Here is an 11652-nt window from a genome sequence, read left to right on the forward strand (position 1 = left end):
TCTATTTTTGAGGTCGGATTTTTTGCCATTTCTCCTGTGTATGAAGATCTGCGTCTTTTGCTTCAACCCAGTTTTGTGGCGTACCATCTACAAGATGTTCTTTTTTCCAGAACGGAGCTTCGGTCTTCAGAAAATCCATAATGAAATTTGCTGCATCAAAAGCTTCTCTGCGGTGAGGGGAGGCGGTGACAACCAGAACAATCTGTTCGCCTACTTTGATCGTTCCGTAACGGTGAATGACGGTAACCCCGTTTAATGACCATCGAGATGCTGCGTCATTTACAATCTGTTTGATGCGTTTCTCGGCCATTCCGGGATAATGCTCTATTTCAAGAGCAGAAAGACGCCCGCCTTCGCTTCGGCACAAACCACAAAAGGACACAATGCCGCCAATGGAAGGCGAAAGGGTGCGGATTTTTTCAACCTCGCTTCCCATATCGAAATCTTCCGACTGCACAACAATTTTGAATGCCATGGCTCAACCACCTGTCATCGGCGGGAAAAGCGCGATTTCATGCGGCTTCCCAATCAGACTATCATGATCGACATGTTCTTCGTCAATAGCCACACGGATAAGCTCGGGCTTTTCCAGCGCATAGGCATAATTTTCTCCGAGAGTTTTGAGATAGGAGAGAAGATCGTCTACCGTTTTGACGTTTTCCGGCAATTCAAGAGTTTCTTCTCCGCGACCGATACGTTCGCGAACCCAGGCAAAATACTGTAATTTCATGCGTATCCTTCAATCAATCACGTGTTTAAGACCGGCACGGAAATAATCCCAACCCGTCCATAGAGTAAGAATAGCGGCGACCCACAACATGACAAGTCCGAATTCGGTTGCATAAGGAATAACTTTGTCACCAGCAGGGCCGGCAAGCAGAAAAACAATGGAAAACATTTGCACAGTCGTTTTCCATTTTGCGAGCCTTGAAACCGGCACACTTACTTTGAGAGATGCCAGATATTCACGCAATCCCGAAACCAGAATTTCACGGCAAAGAATGATGATTGCAGCCCAGAGAGCCCACCCCGCAATTGTACCATCGGCGGCAAGCAATAAAAGACACGCCGAGACAAGAAGTTTATCAGCAATCGGGTCAAGCATACGACCGATATTCGAGGTTTGTTTCCAGACGCGGGCAAGATAACCGTCGAAAAAATCTGTAATAGAGGCAACCACAAATATGACAACCGCCCACCAGCGTGCCGTATCGGTCGATTGTAGACGGCCTTCTACGAAAAAGCACAAAACGACAAGCGGTACAGCAACAATGCGTGCATATGTAAGGATGTTTGGCAACGATAAAGTATGATTTTTCATTCTGCCGTAATCAATCCTTTTAATGTCTTATGACTGCTTTAGGGCGAAACATAGAAAGCGGCCAATTGATTGCATTTTTTAAAAATTAATCGAATATACCTTTTTAACAAAAAGGCCATCGATTGAATCGAGATACATATATAAATTAGCGATAGAATTGACAGAAACAAGCATTATCTTTCATTAAAATGATCGTGAATTTGTTGAGCTGTTGCTGCTGATATTCCTTCGACTTTCATTAAATCTTCTACGGCTGCGCCGGCAACGGCTTTTGCAGTTCCGAAATGTCCAAGCAAAGCACGTTTACGCGCCGGACCGATGCCTTCCACTTCGTCGAGCGGGTTCTTCATCATTTCTTTTTTACGTTTTATGCGATGGGTACCGATGGCAAAACGGTGAGCCTCATCACGTAGCCGTTCGAGAAAATAAAGAACGGGGTCGCGCGGCGGTAACATGAAAGGTGGACGACCGGAGACAAAAAACCGTTCCCGTCCTGCCTCGCGATCGACACCTTTTGCAACGCCGATAGCAGTCACAACATCGTCAATGCCGAGTTCTCTCAGCATCTCGTGCACAACTGTCATCTGGCCTTCGCCACCATCAATCAGAATAATATCGGGCCAGGCCGGAAAACTGTCATCATTGCTGGCATTGTCATCGGCTTCGGGCGTCGGTATACCATGCTCTTTGATGAGCCTTTTGAACCGCCGGTCGATAACTTCCTTCATCATACCGAAATCGTCACCCGGTGTAATATCGGTCGAGCGGATATTGAATTTTCTATATTGGTTCTTGATAAAACCGTCGCGTCCGGCAACGATCATACCGCCTACCGCATTGGTTCCCATGATATGCGAGTTATCATAGACCTCGATACGGCGGGGTACTTTTTCAAGACCGAATGTCTCGGCAACTCCTTGCAACAATTTGTCCTGCGTCGACGTTTCGGCGAGCCTGCGTCCCAGTGCTTCGCGTGCGTTGGTCAAGGCATGTTCAACCAGTGACTTTCTTTCGCCCCGTTGCGGCACAGAAATTGTGACTTTGCGTTCTGCTTTTTCGGAAAGAGCTGTGGCGAGCAACTCTTCTTCGTCGACATGGTCGGAAAGCAGAATAAGTTTCGGCACCGGTTTGTCATCATAAAACTGGGCAAGAAAAGCACCAAGCACTTCAGGAGCAGAAATCGAAGGGTCAGCTTTGGGAAAATAGGAACGATTTCCCCAATTCTGTCCTGTTCTGAAGAAGAACACCTGAATGCATGTCATGCCGCCCTGTTGGGCAATCGCAAAAACGTCCGCTTCGTCAACTGTTTGCGGGTTGATTTCCTGATGACCCTGAATATGGGACAAGGCCGACAAACGGTCGCGATAAACGGCGGCCCTTTCAAAGTCGAGTTTATCGGCTGCCTCCCGCATGATTTTTGCCATATTGTCTTGAATAGCCTGACTTTTTCCCGAAAGAAATGCTTCCGCCTCGTCGACAAGTTTCATGTAATCGGCATCGCTGATTTCATGTGTACAAGGTGCTGAACACCTTTTGATCTGGTAGAGCAGGCAGGGTCTCGTGCGTGATTCCATGACAGAATCGGTGCATGTTCTGAGTAAAAACGCCCTTTGCATGGCGTTGATTGTTCTTGTGACCGCACCGGCAGAAGCAAAGGGGCCGAAATAATCTCCTTTGCGAGACCGTGCACCCCGATGCTTATAGATAGCAGGAGCGCGTGTGTCGCGCGTAATGATAATATAAGGAAAGCTTTTATCATCGCGCAGCAGAACATTAAAGCGTGGGCGCAACCGCTTGATAAGATTGGCTTCTAAAAGAAGCGCCTCAGTTTCTGTGCTGGTGACCACAAATTCCATATAATGGGTGGCCCGTATCATGCGCGCGATGCGGTTATTGTGTCCATGCCCACGTGCATAATTCGACACGCGTTTTTTCAAATTCCGCGCTTTGCCGACATAAAGCACGTTACCATCCTTGTCGAACATCCGGTAAACGCCCGGTTTATTCGGCAAATTTTTAACAAACTCCTGAATGAGCGGTGCACCGGTGAGCTTCAGATCATCATTTTTGAAGCCACCTTTATCCCAGATAATATCGGGTGTCAGAGAAGCCGAATGACGATCTTCATCCGATTTCGCTTCCTGATTTTTAGCGGCCTCAGTGTTGGGTTCGTTCAGGGATTTCATAATTATTCAATTCGTCCTGCAATATCGGGCGTTTGCCACATAAGATGCTGGCCGCCATCTAAAGCAATCATTTGTCCGGTTATTGACGTTTGCCACCAAAAATAACGTATCGTTGCGCCAAATTCGGACAATTCCGGTCCATGTTCAAGCAAAACAGAACGCGCCTGTCTTAAAAAATCTTCTTCGTCCTGCCTTGGACTTTTAAGTGTTGGTCCCGGACCGATGGCGTTAACGCGGATACGGGGGGCAAGTGCCTGAGCGAGTGTTTTGGTCAATGTCCAGAGTGATGATTTGGATAGGGTATATGACAGAAAATTGGGATTAAGTTTTAAAACGCGCTGGTCGATAATGTTGACGATTAACCCTTTCAAATTGTCCGGCAATAGAAAAAACATGCGGTCAGCCAAAAGGGCAGGGGTTTTTAGATGGATTGAAAAATGTTTATCCCAGACATCCATATCAAGTGCGCCGATGTGGTCATCAAGAAACAGAGAGGCGTTGTTGACAAGGATTTCAACAGGCCGTCCCATTTTCTCTGTTACCGTTTCCAAAAGGCCCTTGCCATGCGTTTCCAGAAGATCGGATTGGAAAGACAATGCTTTGGCTCCGAAAGCTTCCAGTTTGTGCACGAGCTCGGCGGCTTCCTTTTTCCCTTCATTATAATGAATCGCGAGATCGAAACCATGTTTCGCCAAATCAAGCGCCATTGCGGCACCTAAACGTTTGGCACCGCCCGTAATCAGAACGACAGGACGCTTCTTTTCCATTTGATCAAACAGTTTCCGTTGACAATTTTTTGTAACGCTCGAACTCTCGCCAAGTTTAAAACCTTACAGTTCAAAATGGCGATATTTTCCGCTGAAATCAAGGCTTGTAAAATCACAAAACAAATCAATCATTTGCTGAGAGAAAAGAATTTCCAAGTTTATGCAGCCATATCACGCTCATAGCACATTATTATAAATGGAATGCTGCTTTCATCGACAGATAATTGTAAAACTTACAAGACTTGGAAAATGAGCCGCAGAAAAAACGGTGCGAAAGGCTCGAAAAAAGCTCATCTCTTTCCTGAATAGGTTGGTTGTTTGTAACCAAGCGCCTGAAAGTGATGCACAGCCATCTTCTTTTATACTTTATCGCATTTATCGCACTTCATTCCACTTTTACCTTTCGAGGAGGAAAAAAAGTGATGTTGTGTAGTACTATGACAGAATTCGGCGAAATTACTGTGCTTGTAGGTAGCAATCATATCGGGTTAACTTAGAAACTGCTTCTAACCGGAAACTATTGCATGAGCGCTGATAGCAGGGGCATTCGTTCGGGAAAGCTAATCCCACGAATTTTCTAAAATCGATTATCTTGAAGTCAGCCCGTCAAAACGTTTTTTAGAAGCTGCATTGTCTTGCGACAGCACAGCAGAAAAGAGATTTTTCAGCAGACGTTGCTTTAGACGAAGAGTGGAAGATCAGCGACGGGCTTTTTGATTATTTGACTGCGCGACAGTTACCGTCCTGAATTCGCCATTTGTCGAAACCTTCAACACAAAATTCGACATTATAGCCACCGACACCGGTAAAGCCTTGGCCATATTCCACCATATAATAAAGCGGATAGCTCGACCCGTCATTCATAATAGCTGTCGCGCGGCAAAATTGACGGGGAATATTAAGCTTTGTTACCGGATTTTCGCCCCGTGTCATTTCAATATCTCTCACCTGATCGATATGAACAACCGGCAAACCGGGGACATTATGCACTTCATGGCGGAACTTGTAACCAACTTCCCAGAGGATGCGTTTATAACCACACACGCCTGCATCGTTCACTGCAGAAGCTTGCGTTTGAGGGGCTGATGATGCCGCCAAGTCGGCTGCTGTTGCAGAATTCACGCAGGCATAGAAGCCAAGCCCGAAAACCGAGAAAGACAAAACTTTGCGAAAACTTGCGTTAAAGAACGATGACTTTTGCATGATTATTCCACGTTGACCATTTCTGGGCTCAATATGTTTCATTGTCTCAAATCCGTCAAGGTCAAACAGCTTCACCATTTATCCATTCATTGATTAATTGTGCATGTTTGTCCACGCCGAGGCGATCAAGCAAAAATGCTTTGAGCTTGTTCATTTCCTGGGGCAACACATAAGGTGGATTGACAATAATCATGCCACAGCCATCAAGTCCCGGCATTTCGGAGCGTTGTTTGATTCTAAGCTCTAGCCGCAAGATTTTCGGTATCGAAGTGCTTTTCAACTCGTTCATGAACCAATTGAGTTCATTATAATGTTTGACAGGATACCAAAGGGCATAAATTCCACCGGAAAAGCGCTTATATGCTTTCTCGAGACCTTCGATAAGCCGTTCGAATTCGTCGGTTTTTTCAAATGGCGGATCAACAACAATAAGTCCGCGCTTTTCTTTTGGCGGCACGTGGGCACCAAGCGCAAGATATCCGTCAAGATGGATGATACGCGCCTGATAATCACCGGCAAAATTATTCGCCAATTTTTTATAATCGGCTTCATGAAGCTCTATTGCCGTTAAGCGGTCCTGTTTTCTTAAGAGTTTCCGCTCGAGGTAAGGGGAGCCCGGATAACGGGTCAATTTGCTGCTATTTCCGCCATTAAGGTCGTTTACAACATCAAGCCACGGCTTGATGAGCAATTCGATGTCGGGTGCGATAGGTTGATGAAGGATACGGCCGATACCGTCAATCCATTCACCGGTTTTTTGTGCCTCTTCCGAAGCAAGGTCATAAACGCCGATACCTGCATGTGTATCAATCACACGGAAAGCATGGTCTTTCTTTTTTAAGTATTCGATGATGCGGGCGATAATAATGTGTTTGAACACATCGGCAAAATTGCCTGCATGATAGATATGACGATAATTCATTATTTTTCTAATCGTTTTTAATATCAGCCGAGGCCGATTTTATGGGGCAGAACAACAGCGCGGGTTCCAACCGGCACACGGCTATAAAGATCGATAATATCCTGATTGAGGAAACGAATACATCCCGAGGATACACGCTTGCCGATTGACCAGGGTTCGACCGTTCCATGCAAACGGAAAAGTGTGTCTGTTCCACCCCGATAAAGATAAAGTGCACGAGCGCCGAGCGGATTACCGGGACCACCTTTCATGCCATCCGACAGATGGCCGTATCTTTGCGGCTGCTTTTGCATCATGCTTGCCGTCGGGTGCCATGTCGGCCATACTGCTTTGCGACCAATTGTTGCTTCTCCTTGAAAATCTGCAGCGGCCGACCGCGCAACACCGACGCCGTAGCGCATGGCTCGTCCTTCCGAAAGCACAAAATAACAGAAGAAGTTGGTTGGATCGACAACAATGGTTCCAGGCTTATAAGGCATATGGAATGCAACTTCCTGACGCAGATATTCCGGATTGATACGCCTTGTATCAACAGCACTCACCGGAAAACCGTTATCGGTCGTAGCCGCATACATGGATGCGTATTTTTCATTTAACGGATATTCTCCGTAACTGACCTTCTTCTTTTGCGTAACCTTCGGCTTCGCCTTGTGCCGCCTTATAACATAGGTCGTTGTCGTAACCGGCTCGCCGGTATCAATCGGAACCATTTTGGGTAAGGGGTGGCGAAAAGTACAACCGGCAAGGAAAAGCGGTGCCGAGAGAAGGAAAAAGCGTCTGTTCATTTTAAAGATCTCGATAGCGCGGACAGACCATAAAATTATAAAGCAAGTTCTGGTCCGTCATAATTGGAAAAAGCAAATATCCTTCAATAAGGTTTGATGAGCAGATAAAAGAAAATGGACATAGACTCTTTTCTGCAAATCAATTTTTATGTGGGAAGCTTTTAACACAAAATTAACCTGACTTGATAGAGGTCTTTAAATCTGATTTTCTAATTTTTTTGGATTAACTTGAACTTCCACTTATAAACCTCCCTTTTATCGGTTTGTTGACCGGAAAGTATGGCAGATGTCGGGCTTGATGGTGTCACTTGTGCTTTTTGGCCGCATTGATGCATGCGCTATGGAGCGTGGCTTTGAAATTAACCGGTGAGGCAAAGGCTAATATAACGGTTTTTATGGCGGGTTCTTCTATTCTGGCACTTGCAGGTATTCCTTTTCAATCCTTGCCATCACTTGCGAGCCTGCCGATTTTGCTCATTTCTGTCTTTGTGCAGGTCATCTATATGATGCTTGTCGGAATCGTTTATCAAAAAGGTGATGTAAGCCAGTCTTATCCGGTGATGCGGGGCGTAGCACCGCTTTTTGTTGCGCTCTTGAGCGAACCGGTTCTCGGCGAACGACTGTCTTTGGTGGCATGGTGCGGTGTTATTCTTATATGTTTCGGGGTGCTGACCTTGGCACTTGAAGCATTAAGACGCAGCAATAGAATAGCCCCCTCTATCATCCCGCTTTCTTTGCTAGCGGCTGCTTTTATAGCCTTTTATACTCTCCTTGACGGGGTGGGTGTCAGACTATCGGGGGCGCCTGCTTCTTATATTTTATGGATATTTTTTCTGATTGGTTTGGTGAAAGTTGTTTTTGAACTTTTCAATCATAAAACGCGCCAACCATTTTTGACCCACTTTCAACGCTATTGGTTTATCGGTCTTGTTGGCGGATTTTTGTCGCTCGGGTCTTACAGCCTTGCCCTTTGGACAATGACAAAGTTACCGGTGGCGCTGGTTGCGGCTTTGCGCGAAAGCGCAATAGTCTTTGCTGTTATTTTATCCTATTTCGTCTTGCGTGAACATGTGAGCCTCGCGCGCTTTATCAGCTCGATCATCATTGTTCTTGGCGTTATTGCTGTAAGACTAGCCTGAAAATAGTAAAATTGCTAAATACATCCGTTTTCATTGATTGAGTCGGAATTACCATGAACAACGTAAAAATTGGTCATACAGCCTGTCCCCATGATTGTCCTTCAACCTGCGCGCTTGATGTGGAATTATTGTCTCCGACAAAAATAGGCCGGATCAGGGGAGCAAAAGACAACACTTATACGGCAGGCGTTATCTGTGCAAAAGTCGCCCGTTACAGCGAGCGCGTACACAATCCGGCAAGATTGTTGAAACCGCTTGTCAGAAAAGGTCCAAAAGGCGAGGGTAATTGGCAGCAAGTCTCATGGTCTGATGCACTCGACCTCATAGCCGAAAACTTTCAAAAGGCAGAGAAAAAATACGATTCAACCACTATATGGCCTTATTTCTTTGCCGGAACCATGGGATTGGTGCAGCGCGATTCAATCAATCGTTTGCGGCACGCCGGAAAATATTCGCGGCAATTTTCAACATTTTGTACCAATACCGCAGCAACCGGTTATTTTGCCGGGACCGGCAGGATTGCGGGTGTTGACCCGCGGGAAATGGAAAAATCCGATCTTGTGGTGATCTGGGGGACCAATGCGGCAAGTACGCAGGTCAATGTTATGACCCATGTCACCAGAGCGCGTAAAGACCACCATGCTCGCATTGTTGCTATTGATGTTTTCGAGAGTGCAACGGTGCGTCAGGCCGATCTTGGCTTGATTTTAAGACCGGGAACCGACGCAGCCTTGGCCTGTGCCGTTATGCATATATTGTTTCGGGATGGTTTTGCCGATTGGAATTATCTCGAACGCTATAGCGATGACCCGCAGGGGCTCGAGCGCCATTTAAAAACAAAAACGCCGCAATGGGCCGCTGAAATTACCGGTCTATCTGTTGAAGAAATAGAAACTTTTGCCCATTGGGTGGGAACAACCAAACGCACTTTCTTCCGGCTGGGATACGGTTTTACCAGACAACGTAACGGCGCGGTTGCAATGCATGCAGCGCTTTCTGTGCCCGCAGTTACGGGAGCATGGCAATATGAAGGTGGTGGCGCATTCTATTCTAACGCTTCGATATTTGCTCTTAACAAGAACGAAATTGAAGGAACGGCTTTCTCTGATCCGAAAATCCGTTCGCTTGATCAATCGAAAATCGGCAGAATTTTGCTTGGCGATAAAGAAACACTTTATGGTGGCCCGCCTGTAACTGTGTTGTTTATCCAGAATACCAATCCGGCAAATGTTGCGCCCGAACAACGGTTGATCCACAAAGGTTTGGCTCGCGAAGACCTTTTTACAGTGGTTCATGAGCAATTTATGACGGATACCGCTAAAATGGCCGATGTCGTTCTGCCTGCAACAATGTTTCTCGAACATGATGATATTTATCGGGCAGGTGGCCAACAACATATTCTATTAGGACCGAAATTGATTGAACCTCCGCTTGGACCGAAGCCCAATCTTTATGTTATAAACGAATTGGCAAAACGGCTCGGATTTGGTCACATGGCGGGGTTCGATAAAACAGCCGTTGAACTTATCGATAATATGTTGAGAGCGTCACACCGCGGGACTTATGAAGAACTTAAGGAAAAACGCTGGCTTGACGTTCAGCCTTCTTTTGAACGCGCCCATTTTCTGAACGGTTTTGCCTGGCCTGACAGGAAATTCCGTTTCAAGGCACAATGGACAGGTTATAAAGCTCCCGACACTCCCCCTGATACGATGGGATATCAAGGGCCGTATCAAGAAATGCCCGATTTTCCCGACCAGTGGGATGTTATTGAAAAAGCGGATGAAGAACATCCGTTCAAACTTGTAACATCACCCGCACATAATTTTCTCAATTCAACATTTTCGGAGTCACCTACATCTTTATTGAAAGAAATCCGTCCAACGCTCATGATCCATCCCGATGATGCAGCAATTTATGGTATCGCGGATGGCGATCTTGTCGAGATAGGCAATCAACGCGGTAGTGTGGCGCTTCATGCAAAATTGTTTAAAGGCTTGAAAAGACATGTTGTGGTCTCGCAAGGATTGTTTGCCAATTCAAGTTTTGTTTGGGGAGAAGGGATAAATGTTTTGACCGGAGCAGATTCACCGGCTCCTAATGGCGGCATAGCCGTTCACGATATAAAAGTCTGGGTGAAAAAGCTTGATAATTCCGTTAGGGCACAACGTTAATAAAGTCACGGCGAATACTCGAAAAATGCTATAGAGTCGTTATAATTGATTTCGGAAAGGCGCCTTGAGACGGCGAAACAGTTAAGGACTATGCAAAATATGAAAGCTATGATTGTTGGTGTATCAGGCCTTAGCCTAACGGCAGCCGAAAAAGATTTTATAGCAGAAAACCAGCCTTGGGCTTTTATTCTTTTTGCAAGAAATATCGGTTCGGCCGACGAGGTTAAACAATTGACTTCCTCGCTCGTCTTGGCAAGTGGCCGAGAGGATGTTTTTATTTTCATTGATCAGGAAGGTGGACGTGTCCAAAGGCTGCGTGCGCCGCTAGCGCCTGATTATCCGCCGGCTGCAACATTGGGTGAACTCTATAAAAAGGATAAAGCAAAAGGGGTGCGTGCAACCTTTATCATGTCACGTCTTCACGCATTTGATCTGCGCCGGTTGGGAATAAACGCCGACTGCCTGCCGCTTCTTGATGTGCCGATTGAAGGAGCAGATAATGTGATTGGTACACGTGCTTATGGCAATGACTATGAAACAGTTATAGCCTTGGGACGAGCAGCCGCAGAAGGTTTGAAGGCAGGCGGTGTCCTGCCGGTCATGAAACATATTCCCGGGCACGGTCGCGCATTATGCGACACCCACAAAAGCCTTGCCCGTGTTGATGCATCACTGGAGACTTTACGTCTTAATGATTTTGCCCCGTTCGAGGCATTATCCGATCTTCCGGTGGCAATGACGGCGCATGTTGTTTATGAAAGCGTTGATTCCGAAAAACCGGCAACCTTGTCAAAAAAGGTCGTGGGCGGCATTATTCGTAAAGAGATTGACTTTGACGGCTTGTTGATGACGGATGACTTATCGATGAAGGCGCTTTCAGGCGATCTGGGTGATTTGGCAAAAGAGGCTTTCGAAGCCGGATGCGATCTTGTTTTACACTGCAATGGCGAACAAGAAGAAATGCAAAAAATCGCTGCAGCAACGCCCTGGCTTGAAGGAAAATCGCTCGAGCGCGCGCAATATGCGACAAACTGGGTTAGCGAGCCCGATCAAGCTGACGAGAAGGCATTGCGGGAGGAATTTCAAAATCTCCTTGCGTTAAGCTAAGAGGAATCGGATTTGGCACAAAACGACAATAAATCTAATCCGAAATTA

11 protein-coding genes are annotated in these 11652 nt (G+C 46.2%); 3 read left to right on the plus strand and 8 right to left on the minus strand.

The window, feature by feature from the left end:
• Position 1 precedes the first annotated feature (1 nt).
• The 8 genes from H3S82_RS05550 to H3S82_RS05585 form a co-directional block, all read right to left on the minus strand.
• Positions 2-475 (minus strand): molybdenum cofactor biosynthesis protein MoaE, encoded by a 474-nt coding sequence (locus H3S82_RS05550; RefSeq protein ID WP_198232307.1) that lies wholly within the window; start codon positions 473-475, stop codon positions 2-4.
• A gap of 3 nt (positions 476-478) precedes the next feature.
• Positions 479-730 (minus strand): molybdopterin converting factor subunit 1, encoded by a 252-nt coding sequence (moaD, locus tag H3S82_RS05555; RefSeq protein WP_078039350.1) that lies wholly within the window; start codon positions 728-730, stop codon positions 479-481.
• Between the two features lie 9 nt (positions 731-739).
• Entirely contained in the window at positions 740-1321 is a 582-nt protein-coding gene (gene pgsA / locus H3S82_RS05560) for a CDP-diacylglycerol--glycerol-3-phosphate 3-phosphatidyltransferase (RefSeq protein WP_077971038.1), read from the minus strand.
• Positions 1322-1494: 173 nt separating this feature from the next.
• A complete protein-coding gene (uvrC, locus tag H3S82_RS05565; RefSeq protein WP_198232308.1) occupies positions 1495-3507 on the minus strand; it encodes an excinuclease ABC subunit UvrC in 2013 nt (670 codons plus the stop codon).
• Between the two features lie 2 nt (positions 3508-3509).
• Complete coding sequence (locus H3S82_RS05570; RefSeq protein WP_198232309.1) at positions 3510-4274, minus strand: SDR family oxidoreductase; 765 nt, start codon at positions 4272-4274, stop codon at positions 3510-3512.
• A gap of 717 nt (positions 4275-4991) precedes the next feature.
• The gene (locus tag H3S82_RS05575; RefSeq protein WP_198232310.1) at positions 4992-5477 is read right to left on the minus strand and encodes a hypothetical protein; all 486 of its coding nucleotides are present in this window, start codon (positions 5475-5477) and stop codon (positions 4992-4994) included.
• A gap of 61 nt (positions 5478-5538) precedes the next feature.
• Positions 5539-6399: a 23S rRNA (adenine(2030)-N(6))-methyltransferase RlmJ gene (locus H3S82_RS05580; protein WP_198232311.1), complete on the minus strand. Its 861-nt coding sequence runs from the start codon at positions 6397-6399 to the stop codon at positions 5539-5541.
• Between the two features lie 23 nt (positions 6400-6422).
• Positions 6423-7184, minus strand: coding sequence for a L,D-transpeptidase (locus H3S82_RS05585; protein WP_246785240.1), 762 nt, complete (start codon positions 7182-7184; stop codon positions 6423-6425).
• A 317-nt stretch (positions 7185-7501) separates the two neighbouring features.
• Between H3S82_RS05585 and H3S82_RS05590 the strand changes: the two genes are divergently transcribed.
• The 3 genes from H3S82_RS05590 to nagZ all read left to right on the plus strand — a co-directional run bounded on the left by H3S82_RS05590 (position 7502) and on the right by nagZ (position 11604).
• On the plus strand, positions 7502-8323 hold the full coding sequence (locus H3S82_RS05590) for a DMT family transporter (RefSeq protein WP_255519358.1): 822 nt from the start codon (positions 7502-7504) through the stop codon (positions 8321-8323).
• A 53-nt stretch (positions 8324-8376) separates the two neighbouring features.
• Positions 8377-10497: a molybdopterin oxidoreductase family protein gene (locus tag H3S82_RS05595; RefSeq protein ID WP_198232313.1), complete on the plus strand. Its 2121-nt coding sequence runs from the start codon at positions 8377-8379 to the stop codon at positions 10495-10497.
• Positions 10498-10587: 90 nt separating this feature from the next.
• Entirely contained in the window at positions 10588-11604 is a 1017-nt protein-coding gene (gene nagZ, locus H3S82_RS05600) for a beta-N-acetylhexosaminidase (RefSeq protein WP_198232314.1), read from the plus strand.
• The last annotated feature ends 48 nt before the right edge of the window (positions 11605-11652 follow it).

Origin of the sequence: Bartonella sp. M0192 (genome assembly GCF_016102305.1) — a bacterium.
Taxonomy (GTDB): domain Bacteria; phylum Pseudomonadota; class Alphaproteobacteria; order Rhizobiales; family Rhizobiaceae; genus Bartonella; species Bartonella apihabitans.